Below are 21,407 nucleotides of genomic sequence, written 5' to 3'. Positions count from 1 at the left end.
ATTTTCAGGAGAGAAACGGATGTTGAAACGTGACATGACCATCGCAGGCTATGATCCCCAGCTGTGGCAGGCCATCACAGACGAGACCCGTCGTCAGGAAGAGCATATCGAGCTGATCGCGTCTGAGAACTACACCAGCCCCCGCGTCATGGAAGCCCAGGGCTCCCAGTTGACCAACAAGTACGCCGAAGGCTATCCGGCCAAGCGCTACTACGGTGGTTGCGAGTACGTCGACGTGGTCGAAACCCTGGCCATCGAGCGCGCCAAGGAACTGTTTGGTGCCACCTATGCCAACGTGCAGCCGCACTCCGGCTCCCAGGCCAACAGCGCCGTCTATATGGCCCTGCTGCAGCCGGGTGATACCGTGCTGGGCATGAACCTGGCCCATGGTGGTCACCTGACCCACGGCTCCCCCGTCAATTTCTCCGGCAAGCTTTACAACATCATTCCTTACGGTATCGATGAGTCCGGCAAGATTGACTATGACGAAATGGAACGTCTGGCCGTCGAGCACAAGCCGAAGATGATGATCGGTGGCTTCTCCGCCTACTCAGGTATCGTTGACTGGGCCCGTATGCGTGAAATCGCTGACAAGATCGGTGCTTACCTGTTCGTCGACATGGCTCACGTAGCCGGTCTGATTGCCGCTGGTGTCTACCCGAACCCGGTGCCCCACGCCCACGTGGTGACCTCCACTACCCACAAGACCCTGGCCGGTCCCCGTGGTGGTCTGATCCTCTCCGCTGCCGACGACGAAGATCTCTACAAGAAGCTGAACTCCGCCGTCTTCCCAGGTGGTCAAGGTGGCCCGCTGATGCATGTCATCGCCGGTAAAGCCGTGGCATTCAAAGAGGCGCTTGAGCCCGAGTTCAAGACCTATCAGGCTCAAGTCGTCAAAAACGCCAAGGCCATGGCGGCGACTTTCATCGAGCGCGGTTACAAGATCGTCTCTGGCGGTACCGACAACCACCTGATGCTGGTTGACCTGATCGGCCGCGAGCTGACCGGTAAAGAGGCTGATGCCGCTCTTGGCAAAGCCAACATCACAGTCAACAAGAACTCGGTGCCGAACGACCCGCGTTCCCCGTTCGTCACCTCAGGTGTGCGGATCGGTACCCCGGCCATCACCCGTCGCGGTTTCAAGGAAGCAGAGTCCATCCAGCTGACCAACTGGATCTGTGACGTGCTTGACAACCATGACAACGATGCCGTGCTGGCCACAGTGCGCGAGCAGGTACTGGATATCTGCCGTCGTTTCCCGGTTTATGCCTGATACGCCAGCCCTGCTGGTTTGAGACCAATGCCACCTGCGGGTGGCATTGTTTTTTCTATTTCGGTCCCGCTACGGGCGCCGAGTTCGTGCAGCAGACAGAGGAGGCAGCATGTCAGGCGAGAGCACAGATGAGGATCTGATCTTGTCCATCCGTGCCCAGTACCATTTTCGCAATAGCCCCGAGGGCCTGCTGGCATGGGATGTGCGCCGTCTGGTGCGGCTGAGCCGCGGGCTACCGGTTCAAGCTGTGCCACTGGCACAGATTGCCGAACTGGATTTTGAGCACTGGTACGGACACGGCGAGGCCAGACCCACGGTGCGCAGCATCATAGATCACTGTCAGCTGATGCTGGCCGCCGATCTTGCCTATCCCATCATTCTGGACAGGGCGGGACGGGTCATGGATGGCATGCACAGGGTGAGCAAGGCCTTGATGCAGGGCCACACCCATATCGATGCCGTACAGTTTGTGCAGGATCCGGCGCCCGATCACACTGGGTGTGATCCCGACTGCTTGCCCTATGACGATTGAGCCTCTGGCCGATCGAATGGTGCTGTATGGGCCTTTCCACACCATTTTTAGCAGGAGAAAGCGTGATGAAGCGAGTGCTGGAGATCCGGAGCTATCGGCTCAAGGCCGGGAGCCGTGCGGCTTTTCATCGGCTGGTTACCGAGCAGAGCCTGCCCTTGCACCTTGCCTGGGGGATGGATGTGGTGAGCCATGGCCTCTCCTTGCATGATCCGGACGCCTATTTTCTGATGCGGGCCTACGATGACCTTGAACATCTGAACCGCTCCCAGGCGGTATTCTATGGGACTAAGGCCTGGCAAACAGGCCCGAGAGAGGCCATCGTTGCGCTGATCGAAGGGGATGCAAATACTGTGCTATGGTTGCCATTCGAAGCTATAGAGGCGCTGCGTACTGGCTGATACGGCTAAGGTTCATCTGCGGTGACATATTGTTTTTCTGGGCTTTTACCGGCTTTGGATGGCCGTGCTACACTGGCCGACCAAGATCCTGACCCCGCGGGGCAGGTGCCTTTTCAGTTAACGCCGGAGGTCAGATGCATTGCCCTTTCTGTAGTGCCGTTGATACCAAGGTGATCGATTCCCGTCTGGTGGCAGAAGGCCATCAGGTGCGCCGCCGTCGTGAGTGTCTGCTCTGTCACGAGCGTTTCACTACCTTCGAGATGGCCGAGCTGGTGATGCCCCGCGTCATCAAGTCCAACGGCTCCCGTGAACCCTTCAATGAAGACAAGCTGCGTGCCGGCATACTGCGGGCACTGGAGAAGCGGCCGGTGAGCATGGAGGCCATCGAGAAGGGCGTCAATCACATCAAGTCCCGCCTGCGGGCCACCGGTGAGCGCGAAGTCGCCTCCCAGCTGGTGGGCAACCTGGTGATGGATGAGCTCAAGGGCCTGGACAAGGTCGCTTATATCCGCTTCGCCTCCGTCTATCGCAGCTTCGAAGACATTCGTGAATTTGGTGAAGAGATCGCCAAGCTGGAGAAGTAACGGTATCGGGTGGGCAAGGCAATATCTGCTATCCGTTTCGTTTCCGCCTATCGCAGCGTTGAAGAGATTCGCCGTGTTTATGACAAGAAGCGGCGAAGAGATCGCCAAGCTGGAGAAAACAAGCTTCTCCAACGTCCGATTACGCTGCGCTAATCGAACCTGCAACGCCCATTTTCTCGCTTTGAACGGGAGCTCAGATGTTTAGTCAAGATGATTACCAATGGATGAGTCGGGCCCTCGAACTGGCCCGCCGCGGCCGCTATACCACGGCGCCCAACCCTTGCGTCGGTGCCGTGCTGGTGAAAGCCGGCGTGGTGGTCGGTGAGGGGTGGCACAAGCGTGCCGGCGAGCCCCATGCCGAGGTCTATGCCCTGCATGCCGCCGGTGAACAGGCCCGTGGCGCCACCGCCTATGTGACCCTGGAGCCTTGTTCCCACCATGGCCGTACCCCGCCCTGCGCCGAGGCGCTGATCAAGGCCGGGGTGACCCGGGTGGTCGCCGCCATGGTCGATCCCAATCCCGAGGTGGGCGGGCGCGGGCTGCGCATGTTGTCTGAGGCCGGCATCAAGACCGACTTCGGTCTGCTCAGTGCCGAGGCCGAGGCACTCAATCCGGGCTTCTTCAAGCGGATGCGCACCGCTTTCCCGCAGGTGACGGTCAAGCTCGGTGCCAGTCTGGATGGCCGCACCGCCATGGCAAGCGGCGAGAGCCAGTGGATAACGGGGCCCCTGGCCCGCGCCGATGTGCAGCGACTGCGGGCCCGTCACGATGCGGTGCTCTCCAGCGCCGAAACCGTGCTGGCCGACGGCGCCTCGCTGACTGTGCGCTGGGACGAGCTGCCCCCCTCGGTCAAGGCCAGCTACCCCAAAGAAACCCTGCGCCAGCCGCTGCGGGTCATCGTCGATTCGCAAAACCGGCTCACTCCGGACCTGCCGCTGTTCCAGAGCACAGGCCCGGTTTTGCTGGCCCGCCACAAGGCTGCCGGCGACTGGCCGGCCTGGGTGCAGCAACTGGAGCTGCCGCTGCTGGATGGCAAGCTGGATCTGGTCAGCCTCTTCATGCTGCTGGCCAAGCAGCACATCAACTCAGTGCTGGTGGAGGCGGGGCCGCGGCTGTGTGGCGCCCTGCTGAACAAGGGGCTGGTGGATGAGCTGGTGCTCTACCAGGCGCCCAGACTGATGGGGGATGAGGGGCGAGGCCTGTTCCATCTGCCAGAACTCACCCGGCTGTTCCAGGCGCCCAAGCTCAACATCAAGGATGTGCGGCTGGTGGGGCAGGACATTCGCATCACGGCGAAAATAGCCTGATTTCTCAATGTTTATCGGGGGCCTGCCTGGCCCCGTCATCAGCAAGGTGATCTGCATGTTTACCGGAATTATCGAAGCGGTGGGAACCCTGGCCGACCTGCGCCGGCAGGGTGAAGACATGGCCCTCACAGTCCACGCCCCGACCCTGGATTTCAGTGACGTCAAGCTGGGTGACTCCATTGCCACCAACGGCGTCTGCCTGACGGTGATTGGGCTTGGCGACCAGCGTTATACCGCCGACGTGTCGCTGGAGACCCTGTCGCGCACCGGCTTTGCCGAGGCCAAGGTGGGCGATCCCGTCAATCTGGAGAAGGCGCTGATGCCCAGCTCCCGCTTGGGCGGCCATCTGGTCTCCGGTCATGTGGACGGGGTGGGGGAGGTGAAGAGCAAGTCCAGCAGCGGCCGCGCCATCGAATACTGGATCAAGGCGCCAGGGTCGCTCTCCCGCTACATAGCCGAGAAGGGGTCGATCGCGGTGGATGGCATCAGCTTGACGGTCAACGCCGTGCAGGGGGACTTGTTCCGCCTGACCATAGTGCCCCACACGGTGCAGGAGACCACCATAGCGCGCTGGAAACCGGGTCATCGCGTGAATCTCGAGGTGGATCAGATAGCCCGCTATCTGGAGCGACTGATGCAAGGCAAGGCCCATGACGGCTCGTCATCGACCCTGACGCTGGAAAAGCTGGCCCAGTCCGGCTTCCTGTAACGGCCGATGTCGCGGGAAAAACGCTTTTCTGTGATCCCGCTCCGATTGAAATGGGGCCTTGTGCCCCCATCTAGAGCAGAATAATCCCGTATCAAGCCGAGCCGGCAGGCTCAATCCCCGAAGCATGTTGATGGAGTAGCCCATGGCGCTGAGCACAACCCAGGAAATCATTGCCGATATCAAGGCTGGCAAGATGGTGATCCTGATGGATGACGAAGACAGGGAGAACGAAGGGGACCTCATCATGGCCGCCTCCTGTGTCCGCCCGGAGGATATCAACTTCATGGCCCGCTACGGCCGTGGTCTCATCTGCCTGACCCTGACCCGGGATCGCTGCAAGCAGCTGGCGCTGCCGTTGATGGTTGATCGCAACAATGCCCAGTTCTCCACCGCCTTCACCGTCACCATAGAAGCCGCCGAAGGGGTGACCACCGGCATCTCGGCTGCCGATCGCGCCGTGACCGTGCAGGCGGCGGTGGCCCCCAATGCCAAGGCCGCCGATCTGGTACAACCGGGCCACATATTTCCGCTGATGGCACAGGATGGCGGCGTGCTGACCCGTGCCGGTCACACCGAGGCTGGCTGTGATCTGGCCCGGCTGGCCGGTTACGAGGCGGCCTCCGTCATCGTCGAGATCCTCAACGAGGATGGCACCATGGCGCGCCGTCCTGATCTCGAGATCTTCGCCGAGCAGCACGGCATCAAACTTGGCACCATCGCCGACCTTATCGAATACCGCAACCAGCACGAGACCACGGTGGAGAAAGTGGCCGAGTGCAAGCTGCCAACCGAATATGGCGAGTTCGACCTCATCACCTTCCGCGACACCATAGACAACCAGGTGCACTTTGCCCTGAAGAAAGGCGAAATACAGGCCGAGCAGCCGACCCTGGTGCGGGTCCATCTGCACGACGTGCTGAGCGATCTGCTGCTGACCGACCGCCACGCCGCCCGCAGCTGGCCGCTGCCCAAATCCATGGCTCGCATCGCCCAGGAGGGTGGGGTGCTGGTAATTCTGGGGGCGGAATCTCATGGCGAGGAGCTGCTGGCCCGGGTCAAGGGCTTTGAAGCCGCCGACAAGGGGTTGCAACCGGAAGGGGCCAAGTGGCAGGGTACTTCGCGTCGGGTCGGCGTAGGTTCCCAGATCCTCAAGACGCTTGGGGTCGGCAAGATGCGGCTGTTGAGCTCGCCGAAGAAATACCATGCCCTCGGCGGTTTCGGCCTGGAAGTGGTGGAATACGTAGGCGAATAAGCCTGATGCGATGAAATGGATATGAAACAAGGGATGACCTCGGTCATCCCTTGTTGTTTTGCCTTAGCGGCGACGGCGCAACCAGACAAGCGGCAGCAGCAACAGGGCTCCGAGACCCATGGCGCCACCACCACCGCCACCATTTGAGGTCGTGGTGGTCGTTGTTGGGTCAGTGGTCTTGGTGGGTTCGCTGGTGAGGCTCATCAAGGCGGATTCAAGACGCTGACTCGCGCCTCGCTCGTCAGTGACGGTGAGTTCTACCCCCTGCAGGCGAAGCGTGCCGACCGTGTCGTTGCCGTCGGCACGAAGGCGCAGAGCGCAGGTTTGGCCTGCTTCCAGACGGCCGGGACAGCCGTTGCTCATGGCCGGAGCATCGCTGTAGACGCCGCTCAGGGTCACAGCCTGATTGCTGCGGTTGGCTAGCAGGTAGTCGGCCCAGCCACTGGTGCCTGAGGGCAGGATGAGGCCGCGGATCGTGGTCAGGGTAACGCCCTGCTGTTGCTCGGTGATCCAGTCACTGAAGGCAGGCGCGTAGACGTAGCCACCGGCGCTGCCGGTAGCACAGGGGAAAGCCCCGTAGCTGGTCACGCCGACCAGCTTGCCGCCATAAGTCAGCGGACCGCCACTGTCGCCTTTGCAGGTGTCCTGACCGGCCAGGCTGCCAGCAAAGATGTGGGTGGTGGTCGGGTCACCGTACCAGTAGTCCCGCTCCCCCCGATAGGCGAGATCCACTGCCAGCAGCTGCGGGCTGGATTTGGTCGCATCGGGGTCGGTGCCACCGTAACCAAGGGCATGCAGCATGGTCGTGCTCCACTGCCAGGTATCCTTGATGACTGGGTCTGCGATGGCGATGGGGGCCTGGGTGACCGGAGTGGCAAGGTGCAGCAGGGCCACATCCGAAGAGTATGGGGGCTCGCCGTTACCCAGATTGCTGAGCAAATTGACATAATACTCGGGGTGCATCAGCACCTGATCGACCTTGCTGCGAGTGTGGGGACGGCTCAGGTCTGTTACTCCAATGGCCACTTCCATGGTGCCGGACTGGGCATCCGCTACGCAATGCGCAGCGGTGAGTACCCACTGCTTGTCGATGAGGGTGCCGCCGCAGAAATTGCTCCAGTTGCCGTTGACGACTTCGCCGACTGCCACCATCCAGCTTGGGGCCGTCACGGCACTACCGCCGATGATGCGCGGGCTACCAACACCGTCTGCCTGAACAGCCAATGGCAGCAGGCAGGCGACTACGATGCTGCTGCGTTTTAAATCCAACATACTGAACTCCTTGATGTTATTATTTTTAGCCCGTGCCAGGGCCACGTATTATTAACAGGTCGGAGCAGATAATAAAAAGATCAATAGCAGTCTCGTTGTCGAAACTGTGATGCATGTTTTTGTCCGATTCCCCTTTGTGCTAGAATGTGCGCACTTTTGACTCCGGCCCCTTTTGATTGCACAGATACAGGATTTCCAATGAAGGTTATCGAAGGAAATATCGCCGCTCCTGAGGCGCGCGTTGCTATTGTCGTTGCCCGTTTCAACAGCTTCATCAACGAAAGCCTGGTGGACGGTGCTGTGGACGTGCTGAAGCGTCAAGGCCAGATCCAGGACAGCAATCTGACCCTGGTGCGCGTGCCGGGCGCCGTCGAAATCCCCCTGGCAGCCAAAAAGCTGGCCAAGAGTGGTCAATACGACGCCATAGTCGCGCTGGGCACCGTCATCCGTGGTGGCACCTACCACTTCGAGCTGGTGGCGAGCGAGAACGGCAAGGGCCTGGCCCAGGTAATGATGGAATATGAAATTCCCGTTGCCTTCGGCGTGCTGACCACAGAAAACATTGAACAAGCCATCGAGCGCGCCGGTACCAAGGCGGGTAACAAGGGTGCAGAGGCTGCACTGAGCGCGCTCGAAATGATCAACGTCCTGAAACAGCTGGACGTGTAACGAGGAGAAGTACATTGAAACCGTCCGAGCGCCGTAAAGCCCGCCATTGCGCCACCCAGGCCATCTACCAGTGGCAGATGACCAGGGCCAACGTGGGCGACATCGAAGAGCAGTTCAAGATAGATCAGGACACCAAGGGTGTGGACCTGAACTATTTCCGCGATCTGCTGTTCGGGGTAGCCCTCCACTGCAACGAGCTGGACAAGGTGTTTTCCCCTTTCCTCTCCCGTCCGCTGGAAGAAGTGGACATGGTGGACAAGGCGATCCTGCGTCTGGCGACCTATGAGCTGACCCGTCGTGATGATGTACCGCCGCGCGTGGTGATCAACGAAGCGATCGAGTTGGCCAAGGCCTTTGCTGCCGATGACAGCCACAAGTTTGTCAACGGTGTACTGGACAAGGTAATCAAGACGCTGGCCAAGCGTTGATCCTGCTGTCCGTCAGCATTAAGAGAGGAGCCAGCCTAACCGCTGGCTTTTTACTGTATGGGTGAATTTGAGCTGATTGATAAGTACTTCAAGGTTCCCCACGCCCGCAAGGACGTGGTGATGGGCCCTGGAGATGACTGCGCCCTGTTGACCCTGCCAGCCGATACTCAGCTGGCGGTGAGCACGGATACGCTGGTGAGCGGCGTCCACTTTTTCCCCGACATGGATCCGGTGGATCTCGGCTACAAGGCGCTGGCGGTCAATTTGTCCGACCTTGCCGCCATGGGTGCCGAGCCGCGCTGGGTGTCGCTGGCACTGACGTTGCCCGCCATCAACGAACCCTGGGTCGCCGGCTTTGCCGAAGGCTTTCTCGAACTGGCCGAATATTACAACGTGGCGCTGGTGGGCGGGGACATGACTCGCGGCCCGCTCTCCATCACTGTCTCGGTGAAGGGATCCGTCCCCGCCGGTCGCGCCCTGATGCGCAGCGGTGCCAAGGCCGGCGATGGCATCTATGTCACCGGTACTCTGGGGGATGCCGCCCTGGCGCTCTCCCATCTGCTCGGCAAGCGTAGCCTCAACGAGAACCAGCTGGCCGCGGTGCTGCCCCGGCTCGATCATCCCCATCCCCGCATTCTGGCAGGGCAGGCCCTGCGCGGGCTGGCGAGCAGTGCGCTGGATCTTTCAGATGGGCTTTCCTCGGATCTCGGCCATATTCTCAAGGCATCCGGGGTGCGGGCCCAGATCGATCTCGGCCTGCTGCCCCTCTCGCCCGTGCTGCAGGATGCGGTGCCCGAGCAGGATGCCTGGCAACTGGCGCTGGCCGGTGGCGATGACTACGAGCTCTGCTTCACCGTGCCGGAGGAGTATCGCGGCGCGCTGGATACGGCGCTGGCCAACTGTGGCGTCAAGTTCACCCGCATCGGCCGCATCGTAGCGGGCGAGGCGGGCATCGACTACCTGAGAGGCGAGCAAGTGGTCGAGCTGCAACTGAAAGGGTGGGATCACTTCGCATGAGCTTGTTCAGGATAAAGCCTGAGTTGAAACGACTGAACCTGAAGCACCCGCTCCACGTGCTGGCGGTGGGGTTTGGCTCCGGCCTTTCCCCCAAGGCGCCAGGCACCATGGGGACGCTGGTCGCCATTCCGCTCTATCTGCTGGTGAGCGGTCTGGCAACACCCTGGTTCATCGCCCTGCTGGCGGTAGGGTTCGTGGCGGGCATTCGCATCTGCCAGAGTGCCACCGATGCCATCGGCATGCCGGATCACGGTGCCATCGTCTGGGACGAGGTGATAGGTTTTGGTGTGACCATGATAGCGGCGCCAGCTGGTTGGCAGTGGGTGCTGGCCGGCTTCGTGCTGTTCCGGCTGTTCGATGTATTCAAGCCTTGGCCCATCTCCTGGTTTGATCGCCGGATCCACGGCGGACTCGGCATCATGCTGGACGATCTCATCGCCGGTTTGTTCGCTCTGTTTTGTATGCAATTGCTGGCATACTGGCTGGGCTGAATCTCCCGGCAAGGGGGATCGCCAGCCTGGCTTCCCCCTATATAGCTCTGTTTAGTTTTCATTCATCGGCATATGCTGCCGTTAAAAAATCATTTCACATAAATATTCACTACTCATTCGAAGCTTAATGCTATTGTGCTAATAGTGATTATTCCCGCCTGTTGCGTCTTTGTTGAAAGTAAAAGCACTAAAAAGTCTTGATGGTGGTCATATAGTCTGGTTATGTGACATAAGTCATCATTTATGACTGCCGTGATGGCCGCTGACTGAACAAAGTATTGCGAAATTGTATAACCCGATCATTTACAGTCGCGGTCAAACCGTCTAAGTTACTCGCGGGTTATTCCAAAAAAATGCAAAAAACCCGCCCGGATCGCTGGTTTCGCTGCCTCATGGATTGAGCGTTTATTACTCAGAAAAGCACTCAAGATCAGTACTCAAGGCACAACCGGCATCTGCGGCCGATTTACGGACGAATTATTTGGGACGGATGTCCCCCGCAGAGGTAAACATGTCCTTGCTCGAAGTGAAAAACTTGCGGATCGAGTACCCCTCCCGCTATGGGGTGCTGGCCGCGGTCAAAGATCTCTCTTTGTGTGTCGAAAAAGGGGAGATCGTCGGTGTGGTGGGCGAATCTGGCGCCGGCAAGTCCACCATAGGCAATGCCGTCATCGATCTGCTGAGCCCGCCGGGCCGCATCGCCCGTGGTGACATCTATCTCAACGGCGAACTCATCTCCGGCAAGAGCCAGATCGAGATGCGGGCCATCCGTGGTTCCCGCATCGGCTTCATCTTCCAGGATCCCATGACCTCCCTCAATCCGCTGTTCACCGTTGAGCAGCAGCTGGTTGAGACCATTCTTGCCAATACCGATCTCTCTCGCGACGCCGCCTTTGCCAAGGCGCTCGAGCTGATGGGGGCGGTCGGGATCCCGCAGCCCGAGCTGCGCATCAAGCAGTATCCGCACCAGTTTTCCGGTGGCATGCGCCAGCGGGTGGTCATCGCCATCGCGCTGTCGTGCGATCCCGAGCTCATCATCGCCGATGAGCCGACCACGGCCCTCGACGTCTCCATTCAGGATCAGATCCTACAGCTCATCCGCAACCTCTGCAAAGAGCGTCAGGTGGGCTGCATGCTGGTGACCCACGACATGGGCGTTGTCTCCAACGTCACCGACAAGGTGGCGGTCATGTATCGCGGCGATCTGGTGGAGTTCGGTACCACGGAACAGGTGCTGGGTCGCCCCAATCACCCTTATACCCGCAGCCTCATCTCGGCGGTACCCCGCTCGGACGTCAAGCTGGTGCGCTTCCCGCTGGTCTCCTATATCGAGGATGCCAGTGCGCCGGATACCAATATCGATCTCAAGACCCACTGGCTCGGCCAGAGTCAGGATGAGCGCAGCTACGAGGGCGCCCTGCTGCGGGTGGAGAACGTTGATCTGAGGTTTGTCACCAAGGACTCCATCTTCCCGAGCCGCCGCCAGTACGTGCGCGCCTGCAACAACATCAGCTTCGAGATCTTCGAAGGGGAAACTTTCGGCCTGGTGGGGGAGTCGGGCTCCGGCAAATCCACCATAGCCCGTGCCATCACGGGCCTTTATCCGCCAGATACCGGCAAGATCTTCTTCGAGGGGATCGATCTCACCGCGCTCAAGAGTGAGCGTGAGCGCCGTCCCCTGCGCCGCCAGATGCAGATGGTATTCCAGAACCCTTACTCCTCGATGAACCCGCGCATGAAGGTGCGTGACATCATCGCCGAGCCCATCCGCTTCCATAAGCTGGCAGGCAGCGAGAGCCAGATCGAGGGGATAGTCAACGATCTGCTCGATCACGTGGGGCTCGGCCGTGGTGCCGGGGTCAAGTATCCCCACGAGTTCTCCGGTGGTCAGCGTCAGCGCATCTCCATCGCCCGCGCCCTGGCAACCCGGCCGCGCTTCCTCATCTGTGACGAGCCCACCTCGGCGCTGGATGTGTCGGTACAGGCCCAGATCCTCAACCTGCTCAAGGATCTGCAGCAGGAGCTCGGACTCACCATGCTGTTCATCAGCCACGATTTGCCGGTGATCCGCCAGATGTGCGATCGCATCGGCGTGATGCAGCACGGCCATCTGGTGGAAGTGGCCGAGACCGAAAAACTGTTTACCAATGCCGAGCATGAGTACAGCCGCAAGCTGATTTCCCTCATGCCGGAGTTCAAGGGAATGTCCCGCGAGGGGCTGGAAATCGCAAGCTAGGAAAGCACCGGCTCGCCGGTTTGTCTGTCAATAAAAAAGCCAAAAGCATGGAGAAAGACATGAAGAAAGGATTATCCAAGATTGCCCTGGCGCTGTTCGCCGCAGGTTTCGCTTTTAACGTTTCCGCCGTCGACATCAAGGTCGCCGTTGCCTCGGACGCCACCTCGCTGGATCCGCAGGAGCAGCTCTCCGGTCAGACCCTGGAGATGTCGCATCTGGTGTTCGATCCCCTGATGCGTTACACCCAGGATCTGAAATTCGAGCCGCGTCTGGCCGAGAAGTTTGAACGTATCGATGACAAGACGGTGCGTTTCTTCCTGCGCAAGGGCGTCAAGTTCCACTCCGGCAATGACTTCACCGCCGACGACGTGGTGTGGACCGTCAACCGCCTGAAGTCTTCCGTCGACTTCAAGGCCATCTTCGACCCCATCGCCGAAGTGAAGAAGGTCGATGAGTACACAGTCGATCTGATCACCGCCAAGCCGTTCCCGCTGGTGCTGCAGACAGTCACCTATATCTTCCCGATGGACTCCAAGTTCTACACCGGCAAGACAGAGGCAGGCAAAGAGAAGGGTGAGATCGTCAAGAACGGCGACTCCTATGCCTCCACCCACGTCTCCGGAACCGGTCCGTTCAGCGTCAAGTTCCGCGAGCAGGGCGTCAAGCTCGAGTATGCCCGCAACGCCAACTACTGGGACAAGGCCTCCAAGGGCAACGTCGACAACCTGACCGTGGTGCCGATCAAGGAAGATGCGACCCGCGTTGCCGCCCTGCTGGGTGGGGACGTGGACGTGATCTACCCGGTTGCGCCAAACGATCTTGAGCGCGTCAAGAATGGCAAGGACACCCAGCTGGTGACCCTGTCCGGTACCCGCGCCATCATCATAGAGCTGAACCAGAACACCAACCCGGCGCTGAAAAACAAGCGCGTGCGTCAGGCCATCAACTACGCCATCAACCAGGTGGGCATAGTCGAGAAGATCAACAAGGGCTTCGGTACTCCCGCTGGCCAGCTGAGCCCGAAAGGCTATGCCGGTCACAACGAGGCACTCAAGCCCCAGTATGATCTGGCCAAGGCCAAGCAGCTGATGAAGGAAGCTGGCTACGAGCAGGGCTTCAAGATGAGCTTCATCTCCCCGGCCGCCCGCTACGTCAACGACGTCAAGATTGCCCAGGCTGTCTCTGCCATGCTGGCCAAGATCAACATCAAGGTGGATCTGAAGACCATGCCGGTGGCGCAATACTGGCCCGAGTTTGACAAGTGCGCCGCTGACATGCAGCTGATCGGCTGGCACTCAGACACTGAAGATACCGCGAACTTCTTCGAGTTCCTGACCTTCACCAAGGATGCCAAGACTGGCATGGGTCAGTACAACTGCGCCGGTTATGCCAACGCAGAGGCTGACAAGCTGGTGATTGATGCCAACGCCGAAACCGATCCGGCCAAGCGTGCTGCCATGCTGCAGAAGGTGGAAGCCATGCTGATCGATGACGCTGCCTACGTGCCGCTTCATTGGGAAGATCTGGCCTATGGCGCCAAGAAAAACGCCGATATCAAGCCGGTGGTCAACGTGATGAACTTCCCTTACTTCGGCGATCTGGTGGTCGGCAAGTAAGCGAAGCACCAAGGAAGGACGGGGCGGGGTGGTCAGCTGGCCACTCCGCCCACTAACAGAAGCCTGTGCCAAGACACAGGCCACGTAGAAGGACAAGCATGTTTACATTCCTGCTGAAACGGTTCTATCAGGCCGTGATAGTGATGTTCGTCATCAGCCTGGTCGCCTTCTCCATCCAGGACAACCTGGGGGATCCGTTGCGTGAGCTGGTGGGACAATCCGTCTCCGAAGCCCAGCGTCACGAATTGCGCGAGAAGATGGGCCTCAATGACCCTTTCCTTATCAAATACAGCCGCTTTTTGAAAAATGCGGTGCATGGGGATTTGGGCACCTCCTATTTCTTCAAGCGACCTGCTCTCGAGGTGATCCTCGACAAGCTGGTGGCTACCCTTGAGCTGGTGTTTGCCGCCGCGCTCATCATCGTGGTGGTCTCCATTCCACTCGGTGTTTATTCGGCGATCCGCCCGCGCAGCATTCCTACCAAGATCATCATGGCGGGGAGCAGTATCGGCATCTCGATCCCGGTATTCCTGACCGCCATCATGCTGATGTACCTCTTCTCCATCCAGCTCGGCTGGCTGCCGGCCTATGGCCGCGGCGAGACCTACAATCTGCTGGGCTGGGAGTCGGGATTCTTCACTTGGGACGGTATCAAGCACCTGATCCTGCCCGCGGTGTCGCTCTCTTCCATCATGTTGCCGCTGTTCATCCGGCTGGTGCGTTCCGAGATGCTGGAGCAGCTCTCCTCCGAGTACGTCAAGTTTGCCCGTGCCAAGGGGCTGGACAACAACAAGGTCTACTACAGTCATGCCCTCAAAAACACCATGCTGCCGGTTATTACCGTCGGTGGCGTGCAGATTGGCACCATGGTGGCCTATACCATACTGACCGAGAGCGTGTTCCAGTGGCCGGGGACAGGTTTCCTGTTCCTCGAGGCGATCCATCGGGTCGATACCCCGCTGATCACCGCCTACGTCATCTTCGTGGGACTTATCTTCGTGGTGACCAATACCCTGGTCGACCTGCTTTACGGGTTCATCAACCCGACCGTCAACTTGACCGCCAAGGGGTAACACATGACTAACGCTGTGACTGTGAGCCCAAGCCGTTGGGCTCGATTCAAGAACTCTGACATCGTCTACTACTTCCTGCGGGACAAGGTAGCCATGTTCAGTTTTGCGGTGTTCGTGGTGTTTGTGCTGGCGGCGCTGCTGGCGCCCTGGCTGGCGCCGCACAATGTCTACGATCAGACCAGTTTTGATCTGATGGATGCCGAGCTGCCACCCTCCTGGCTGGAAGGGGGCGAGGCGCGCTTCTGGCTCGGCACCGACAACCAGGGCCGCGACATCTGGAGCACCATTCTCTACGGTGCCCGCATCTCGCTGACCATAGGGCTGTTTGCGGTGGGGCTGCAACTGGTGCTCGGCATCGTCATCGGCCTGATCGCCGGTTACTTCGGTGGTCGAATCGACAGCCTGCTGATGCGCTTTGCCGACGTGCAGCTGTCGTTCTCCACCATGATGGTGGCTATCATCATCTCAGCCATCTTCCAGGCAAGCTTTGGTTCCGAGTTCTACTCGAAGTTTGCCATCCTGATGCTGGTGGTGATCATCGGCATTGCCGAGTGGCCGCAGTACGCCCGGACGGTGCGTGCCTCCGTGCTGGCGGAGAAGAAGAAGGAGTATGTGGAAGCGGCCAAGGTGATGGGGTTTCGCGCCCCGCGCATCATGTTCCGCCACATACTGCCGAACTGTCTGTCGCCCATCCTGGTGATCTCCACAGTGCAGGTGGCCAACGCCATCATGAGCGAGGCGGCACTCTCCTTCCTCGGATTGGGGATGCCGGTGGATCAGCCGTCGCTGGGGTCGCTCATCAGCGTCGGCTTCAACTACATCTTCTCCGGCTCCTGGTGGATCACCGCCTTCCCGGGCATCTGCCTGGTGGTGCTGGTGCTGGTCATCAACCTGCTGGGTGACTGGCTGCGGGATGTGTTCAACCCCAAGATCTACAAGGGTTAATTCGGGTCAGAAGTGAAGATACAAGAAGGGCGCCATCAGGCGCCCTTCCTTATTTGCTCGTCAAGGTGCCTGATCAGGCCAGCAGCCAGGCTTCGATGCTGGCTTGAATGCCAGTGCTGTCGAGTCCCAGCAGCGCGTAGATTTCCTCCTGGGTGCCTTGCTCCACGAAGCGATCCGGCAGGCCCAGATTGAGCACCGGTTTGCACTGCTTGTTGCGCATCAGCAGCTCGTTCACCGCAGAGCCGGCACCGCCCATGATGGCGTTGTCCTCTATGGTCACGAACTGGTCATGACTGGCAGCAAGCGACAGCACCAGCGCCTCATCCATCGGCTTGACGAAGCGCATGTCCACCAGGGTGGCATCGAGCGCCTCGGCGGCGGCCCTGGCCTGCTGCAGCAGGGTGCCGAACGCCAGTATGGCGGTGCCCTTGCCCTCGCGAATGACACGTCCCTTGCCGAGCGCCAGCGCCTGCATCTCGGTCTGCACCTCGATGCCTGTGCCGCTGCCACGGGGGTAACGCACCGCCGCAGGCTGGTTGCACTGATAGCCGGTGTAGAGCATCTGGCGACATTCGTTCTCGTCGGACGGCGTCATCACCACCATGTTGGGCACGGTGCGCAGGAAGCTGATGTCGAACGCCCCCTGATGGGTCGGGCCATCGGCGCCCACCAGACCGGCCCGGTCGATGGCGAACAGTACCGGTAGCTCCTGCAGCGCCACGTCGTGGATCAGCTGGTCATAGGCGCGCTGCAGGAAGCTCGAATAGATGGCGACCACCGGCTTCTTGTCGGCGATGGCGAGGCCGGCGGCGAAGGTGACCGCATGCTGCTCGGCGATGGCCACGTCGAAGTAGCGATCCGGATACTGCTGGCTGAACTTGACCAACCCTGAGCCCTCGCGCATGGCGGGGGTGATGCCGACCAGCTTCTCGTCTTTTGCCGCCATGTCGCACAGCCACTGGCCGAAGATGGCGGAGAAGCTCGGCTTGCCACCGCTCGCCTTGGGCAGGGTGCACTCGTCCGGATTGAACTTGGGCACGCCGTGATAACCGATGGGATCTTTCTCGGCGGGCTCGTAACCCTTGCCCTTCTTGGTCTTGACGTGCAGCAGCTGCGGCCCCTTGAGGTTGCGCATGTTGCGCAGTGTCTCAACCAGGGCGTTGATGTCATGGCCGTCGATGGGGCCTATGTAGTTGAAGCCGAACTCTTCGAACAGGGTGCCAGGCACCACCATGCCCTTGAGATGCTCCTCGGCCCGCTTGGCCAGCTCCTTGACCGGCGGCAGGCCCGCCAGCACTTTCTTGCCACCCTCGCGTATGGTGGTGTAGAGCTTGCCCGACATGATGCGGGCCAGGTGGTTGTTGAGCGCCCCGACATTCTCGGAGATGGACATCTCGTTGTCATTGAGCACCACCAGCATGTCCTTGTGGACATCGCCAGCGTGATTGAGCGCCTCGAAGGCCATGCCGGCCGTGATGGCGCCGTCACCAATCACCGCCACTATCTTGCGACCCAGACCCTCGCTCTCGGCGGCGACAGCCATGCCGAGCGCCGCACCTATGGAGGTGCTGGAGTGACCGACCGAGAGCACGTCATATTCGCTCTCGCCGCGCCAGGGGAAGGGGTGCAGGCCGTCTTTCTGACGGATGCTCTGCATCCGGTCGCGGCGGCCGGTCAGGATCTTGTGGGGATAGGCCTGATGGCCCACATCCCACACCAGGCGATCGAACGGCGTGTTGTAGACGTAGTGCAGCGCCACAGTCAGCTCGACTGTGCCGAGCCCGGAGGCGAGATGACCACTGGAGCGGCTCACCGAACGCAGCAGATATTCACGCAGTTCGTTGCACAGCACGGGCAGCCGATCGAACGGCAGGGATCGCAACTCGACCGGCGTATCCGCGAGGGCCAGGTTGGGGAAATTGCTTATATCAACGCTCATATTGTTACTGTTATCCAGCGTTTAGTGGGTTCGCTCGATGATGTAATCGGCAAACGCTTCCAGAATGTCGGTATTGTAGGGCAAAGATTGCAAGGCTGTTAAGGCTTTACCGTGCAGTTCGCGAGCCAGCTCACGGGCATTGTCGAGTCCGAGCAGGGCCGGATAGGTACTCTTTTCCTGCGCCAGATCCGAGCCTTGCGGTTTGCCCAGGGTGGCGGTATCGCCCGTGATGTCGAGGATGTCGTCCTGCACCTGGAAGGCGAGGCCAATGGCGGCCGCGTACGTTTGCAGCGCCGTCAGGGTGGCGTCGTCCACGTCGGGCTTGCACAGGGCACCCAGTGCTACGGCGCATTCGATCAGGGCGCCGGTCTTGTGGCGATGCACCTGCTCCAGCTCGGGCAGGCTGATCTGGCGGCCTTCGGCCTGCAGATCCAGCGCCTGACCACCACACATACCGAGGTAGCCGGAGGCGCGGGCGAGGGCGCTCAGCATCCGCACCCGGTTGGCCAGAAGCCGGTCGGGCAGTGGATGGTCGGCCAGAATGGCGAAGGCCAGGGTCTGCAGGGCATCGCCGGCCAGGATGGCGGTGCCTTCGTCAAATGCCTTGTGCACGGTCGGCTGGCCGCGACGCAAGTCGTCGTTGTCCATGGCGGGCAGGTCGTCGTGCAGCAGGGAGTAGGCGTGGATGCACTCTACCGCAGCGGCGGGGCCATCCAGCAACTCGCTCTTGACGCCCAGCATCTCGCCCACGGCGTAGACCAGGAAGGGGCGCACCCGCTTGCCGCCCAGCAGCAGGCCGTAGCGCATGGCATCGCGCAGACGCGGGGCCATGGCGGGCAAGGATTCAAGTTGTGCAGAAAGGCAGTCGTCAATACGTTGACGATGCAGACGGGAAAAATCGTCCAGCGTCACTCATTCCTCTCCTTGCTCTGGCTGGAAGGGGACCGCTTGCTCTGTGCCATCGGCCTGAGTCAGCAGGATCTGGATCTTCTGTTCGGCCTGCTCCAGCTTCTGCTGGCCAGCCCGCACCAGGTGGACACCCTGTTCGAACTGCTTGAGTGCCTCTTCCAGCGGTAAGGAACCTTGTTCCAGTTGATGGACTATGGTTTCCAGCTCTTCCAGAGTGGCATCAAAACTCAGGCGGTCGATTTTTTTACTGGCCATGTCCATCCTCGGGGATTGAAAAAACAGCTTATCTTAACATCGACGGCGGGCAGGGGGGAGGCTGAAAAGTGCGGTCGGCTTAAACTCTCGGAAAAGTGGCCGATAATAAGCCATCTTGTGAACAAGGAAAAACGTGGTGGCCCTTGCCGCTGATGAGCCAATAGCAGAAAATTCAACAAACTGCAGATACAACAAATTTCGGCTGACAGGAGTAGGGATGTGGATCTAGGTAGTCTGATTGGCATAGTGCTGGGATTTGGGGTCGTGGTGTACGGCATGTTGCTGGGTGGCCCCATGAGCATGTATGTGGATATGCCTTCGGTCTATATCACCATACTGGGTTCCCTCTTTATCTGCATGATGAAGTTCAACATCGGTCAGTTTCTGATGGCGTTCAAGGTGGCCGGCAAGGCGTTCATCTACAAGGGCGACAAGCTCGACGACCTCATCATCAAGGCGGTTGAACTGGCAGATGCGGCCCGTAAAGGGGGGTTCCTGGCGCTGGAAGCCGCCGAAGTGCCAAATGCCTTCATGAAAAAAGGCATCGACATGCTGGTGGACGGGCACGACGCCGATGTCATCCGCGGCGTGATGGAGAAGGACATTGAGCTCACCGCCGAACGGCACGTCATCGCCATCAAGGTCTTTCGCTCGCTCGGGGATCTGGGGCCCGCCATGGGCATGATAGGCACGCTGGTGGGGTTGGTGGCCATGCTGGCCAACATGAGTGATCCCAAATCCATAGGCCCGGCCATGGCGGTGGCCTTGCTCACCACTCTGTATGGCGCCATCGAGGCCAACATGATTGCGATCCCCATCGCCGACAAGCTGGAGCTGCGCAGCGGCGAAGAGCAGCTGAGCCGCTGTCTGGTACTGGACGCCATCATGGGCATTCAGGATGGCCAGAACCCGCGGGTGATCCAGTCCATGTTGCAAAATTACCTGAACCAGTCCAAACGCAACAATGGCAGCGAGTAATCCTCATGGCTAAGTGCAAGTGTCCGCCACCTGGTCTGCCCGGTTACATGGGTACCTTCGCCGATCTGATGTCGCTGTTGATGTGCTTCTTCGTGCTGCTGCTCTCTTTCGCCGAGATGGATGTGCAGAAGTTCAAGCAGATCGCCGGCTCCATGGAGAAGGCGTTCGGGGTGCAGAACATTCTGGAGGTCAAAGACATTCCCAAGGGGACCTCCGTCATCGCCCTCGAGTTCAGGCCGGGCCGCCCCGAGCCGACCCCCATAGACACCATCATGCAGCAGACCATGGACATGACCCAGACAGAGCTGGACTTCCAGCCCGGCGATGCCGATCAGGCCGGGGGTCATGACAAGAGCGAAGACAAGCTGGTGGGGGGGGATACCCGGCAGGAGGCGCAGAAAAAACAGGAGCAGTCCAATGATCTGGCCAAGGAGCTGGCGGAGCAGATGAAGGCCCAGATCCAGGATGGTGCCATCGAAGTGGAAGCGCTGGGTCAGCAGATTATCATACGGATCCGCGAGAAGGCGGCCTTCCCGGCCGGTTCTGCTTTCCTGCAGCCCCAGTTCTGGCCCGTTGTGCGCAAGGTGGCGACGCTGCTCAAGGATGTGCCGGGGGAGATCACCATCTCGGGTCATACCGATGATGTGGCCACCGAAGATGAGCTGTTTCAGTCCAACTGGGAGCTCTCCTCCCAGCGTGCGGTGGCGGTGGCCCATCAGATGATCAAGGTCCCCGGCTTTGACGGCGGGCGGTTAGTGGTGCAGGGCATGGCCGATTCCCAGCCACTGGTACCCAACACCACCCCGGAAAACCGGCGTATGAACCGGCGGGTGGAGATCGCCATCATGCAGGGCAAGCCGACGGTATCAGCGCCAATCGGCGTCACTGAGCAGAAGTAGTGTCGATGGCAAAGCGCGATCCCGCTCGCAGGGACTGACATGGATTTTGTGCCGGCTTCATATTAAGATGCCTCATCCGAACCGATAGCTGCGGCTCTCTTTGATAGCCGCAGCTTCTCTTTTCAAGCAACCCAGGTTTCGACTATGAATCATACTCCGATGACTGTTCGCGGCGCTGAAAAGCTGCGTCAAGAGCTCGACTATCTGAAGAGCGAGCTTCGTCCGCAGATTATCGAAGCGATTGCAGATGCCCGTGAACATGGTGATCTGAAAGAAAACGCCGAGTACCATGCCGCCCGTGAGCAGCAAGGCTTCTGTGAAGGCCGCATTCAGGAAATTGAGAGCAAGCTCTCCAATGCCCAGGTGATCGATGTCACCAAGATTACCAACAATGGTCGCGTAATCTTTGGGGCGACCGTGACCCTGCTGAAAAGCGAGACGGAAGAAGAAGTTGTCTACCGTATCGTGGGTGACGATGAATCTGACATCAAACAGAACATGATTTCGGTGAACTCGCCCATCGCCCGTGCCCTGATCGGCAAGGAAGTGGACGATGTTGCCATCGTCAAGACGCCGGCCGGCGACGTGGAATACGAAGTTCTGGCCGTCGCTTACCTCTGATGTG

General features: G+C 59.8%; 22 protein-coding genes. 18 read left to right on the top strand and 4 right to left on the bottom strand.

What is annotated here, in order from left to right; translation table 11 throughout:
* The first annotated feature begins 19 nt into the window (after positions 1 to 19).
* The 7 genes from glyA to ribBA all read left to right on the top strand — a co-directional run bounded on the left by glyA (position 20) and on the right by ribBA (position 6,055).
* On the top strand, positions 20 to 1,273 hold the full coding sequence (gene glyA, locus BN1128_RS04745) for a serine hydroxymethyltransferase (RefSeq protein ID WP_042866648.1): 1,254 nt from the start codon (positions 20 to 22) through the stop codon (positions 1,271 to 1,273).
* A 109-nt stretch (positions 1,274 to 1,382) separates the two neighbouring features.
* Entirely contained in the window at positions 1,383 to 1,805 is a 423-nt protein-coding gene (locus BN1128_RS04740; RefSeq protein ID WP_042866646.1) for a hypothetical protein, read from the top strand.
* A gap of 65 nt (positions 1,806 to 1,870) precedes the next feature.
* A complete protein-coding gene (locus tag BN1128_RS04735) occupies positions 1,871 to 2,203 on the top strand; it encodes an NIPSNAP family protein (RefSeq protein WP_042866645.1) in 333 nt (110 codons plus the stop codon).
* Between the two features lie 134 nt (positions 2,204 to 2,337).
* Complete coding sequence (nrdR, locus tag BN1128_RS04730) at positions 2,338 to 2,787, top strand: transcriptional regulator NrdR (protein ID WP_042866644.1); 450 nt, start codon at positions 2,338 to 2,340, stop codon at positions 2,785 to 2,787.
* A gap of 197 nt (positions 2,788 to 2,984) precedes the next feature.
* Complete coding sequence (gene ribD / locus BN1128_RS04725) at positions 2,985 to 4,094, top strand: bifunctional diaminohydroxyphosphoribosylaminopyrimidine deaminase/5-amino-6-(5-phosphoribosylamino)uracil reductase RibD (RefSeq protein ID WP_042866643.1); 1,110 nt, start codon at positions 2,985 to 2,987, stop codon at positions 4,092 to 4,094.
* 55 nt (positions 4,095 to 4,149) lie between these two features.
* On the top strand, positions 4,150 to 4,803 hold the full coding sequence (locus BN1128_RS04720) for a riboflavin synthase (protein ID WP_042866790.1): 654 nt from the start codon (positions 4,150 to 4,152) through the stop codon (positions 4,801 to 4,803).
* A 142-nt stretch (positions 4,804 to 4,945) separates the two neighbouring features.
* Positions 4,946 to 6,055, top strand: a complete 1,110-nt coding sequence (gene ribBA, locus BN1128_RS04715; protein WP_042866642.1) for a bifunctional 3,4-dihydroxy-2-butanone-4-phosphate synthase/GTP cyclohydrolase II — start codon at positions 4,946 to 4,948, stop codon at positions 6,053 to 6,055.
* Between the two features lie 63 nt (positions 6,056 to 6,118).
* On the opposite strand, the gene BN1128_RS04710 is transcribed toward ribBA, so the two are convergent.
* Positions 6,119 to 7,327 carry a S1 family peptidase gene (locus tag BN1128_RS04710; protein WP_042866641.1) on the bottom strand — a complete coding sequence of 403 codons (1,209 nt, stop codon included), beginning with the start codon at positions 7,325 to 7,327 and terminating at the stop codon, positions 6,119 to 6,121.
* 198 nt (positions 7,328 to 7,525) lie between these two features.
* On the opposite strand from BN1128_RS04710, the gene ribH reads away from it, so the two are divergent.
* The 8 genes from ribH to BN1128_RS04670 all read left to right on the top strand — a co-directional run bounded on the left by ribH (position 7,526) and on the right by BN1128_RS04670 (position 15,802).
* Entirely contained in the window at positions 7,526 to 7,996 is a 471-nt protein-coding gene (ribH, locus tag BN1128_RS04705) for a 6,7-dimethyl-8-ribityllumazine synthase (RefSeq protein WP_042866640.1), read from the top strand.
* 14 nt (positions 7,997 to 8,010) lie between these two features.
* Positions 8,011 to 8,424: a transcription antitermination factor NusB gene (nusB, locus tag BN1128_RS04700; protein ID WP_042035824.1), complete on the top strand. Its 414-nt coding sequence runs from the start codon at positions 8,011 to 8,013 to the stop codon at positions 8,422 to 8,424.
* 57 nt (positions 8,425 to 8,481) lie between these two features.
* On the top strand, positions 8,482 to 9,441 hold the full coding sequence (gene thiL / locus BN1128_RS04695) for a thiamine-phosphate kinase (protein ID WP_042866639.1): 960 nt from the start codon (positions 8,482 to 8,484) through the stop codon (positions 9,439 to 9,441).
* A complete protein-coding gene (locus BN1128_RS04690) occupies positions 9,438 to 9,932 on the top strand; it encodes a phosphatidylglycerophosphatase A family protein (RefSeq protein ID WP_042866638.1) in 495 nt (164 codons plus the stop codon). Before thiL ends, BN1128_RS04690 begins: the two co-directional genes overlap by 4 nt.
* Positions 9,933 to 10,443: 511 nt before the next feature.
* Positions 10,444 to 12,168 carry a dipeptide ABC transporter ATP-binding protein gene (locus BN1128_RS04685; RefSeq protein ID WP_042866637.1) on the top strand — a complete coding sequence of 575 codons (1,725 nt, stop codon included), beginning with the start codon at positions 10,444 to 10,446 and terminating at the stop codon, positions 12,166 to 12,168.
* A 59-nt stretch (positions 12,169 to 12,227) separates the two neighbouring features.
* Positions 12,228 to 13,784 carry an ABC transporter substrate-binding protein gene (locus BN1128_RS04680; RefSeq protein ID WP_042866636.1) on the top strand — a complete coding sequence of 519 codons (1,557 nt, stop codon included), beginning with the start codon at positions 12,228 to 12,230 and terminating at the stop codon, positions 13,782 to 13,784.
* A gap of 98 nt (positions 13,785 to 13,882) precedes the next feature.
* Positions 13,883 to 14,857, top strand: a complete 975-nt coding sequence (locus BN1128_RS04675; RefSeq protein WP_042866635.1) for an ABC transporter permease — start codon at positions 13,883 to 13,885, stop codon at positions 14,855 to 14,857.
* A gap of 3 nt (positions 14,858 to 14,860) precedes the next feature.
* The gene (locus BN1128_RS04670) at positions 14,861 to 15,802 is read left to right on the top strand and encodes an ABC transporter permease (protein WP_042866634.1); all 942 of its coding nucleotides are present in this window, start codon (positions 14,861 to 14,863) and stop codon (positions 15,800 to 15,802) included.
* 73 nt (positions 15,803 to 15,875) lie between these two features.
* Here the strand turns inward: BN1128_RS04670 and dxs are convergent, their stop codons facing one another.
* Genes dxs through xseB form a run of 3 tightly spaced genes read right to left on the bottom strand, consistent with a single transcriptional unit; the run spans position 15,876 to position 18,905 of the window.
* On the bottom strand, positions 15,876 to 17,741 hold the full coding sequence (gene dxs, locus BN1128_RS04665; protein ID WP_042866633.1) for a 1-deoxy-D-xylulose-5-phosphate synthase: 1,866 nt from the start codon (positions 17,739 to 17,741) through the stop codon (positions 15,876 to 15,878).
* Between the two features lie 21 nt (positions 17,742 to 17,762).
* Entirely contained in the window at positions 17,763 to 18,653 is an 891-nt protein-coding gene (ispA, locus tag BN1128_RS04660; protein WP_042866632.1) for a (2E,6E)-farnesyl diphosphate synthase, read from the bottom strand.
* The gene (gene xseB, locus BN1128_RS04655) at positions 18,654 to 18,905 is read right to left on the bottom strand and encodes an exodeoxyribonuclease VII small subunit (RefSeq protein ID WP_005317577.1); all 252 of its coding nucleotides are present in this window, start codon (positions 18,903 to 18,905) and stop codon (positions 18,654 to 18,656) included.
* Positions 18,906 to 19,124: 219 nt separating this feature from the next.
* Between xseB and pomA the strand changes: the two genes are divergently transcribed.
* The 3 genes from pomA to greA all read left to right on the top strand — a co-directional run bounded on the left by pomA (position 19,125) and on the right by greA (position 21,403).
* Positions 19,125 to 19,883, top strand: a complete 759-nt coding sequence (pomA, locus tag BN1128_RS04650; RefSeq protein ID WP_042866631.1) for a flagellar motor protein PomA — start codon at positions 19,125 to 19,127, stop codon at positions 19,881 to 19,883.
* Positions 19,884 to 19,888: 5 nt separating this feature from the next.
* On the top strand, positions 19,889 to 20,782 hold the full coding sequence (locus tag BN1128_RS04645) for a flagellar motor protein MotB (protein ID WP_042866629.1): 894 nt from the start codon (positions 19,889 to 19,891) through the stop codon (positions 20,780 to 20,782).
* Positions 20,783 to 20,926: 144 nt separating this feature from the next.
* A complete protein-coding gene (greA, locus tag BN1128_RS04640) occupies positions 20,927 to 21,403 on the top strand; it encodes a transcription elongation factor GreA (RefSeq protein WP_042866628.1) in 477 nt (158 codons plus the stop codon).
* Positions 21,404 to 21,407: the final 4 nt, after the last annotated feature.

This window comes from Aeromonas piscicola (assembly GCF_000820005.1).
Taxonomy (GTDB): Bacteria; Pseudomonadota; Gammaproteobacteria; order Enterobacterales; family Aeromonadaceae; genus Aeromonas; species Aeromonas piscicola.
This window is presented reverse-complemented; position numbering and strand designations above follow the sequence as displayed.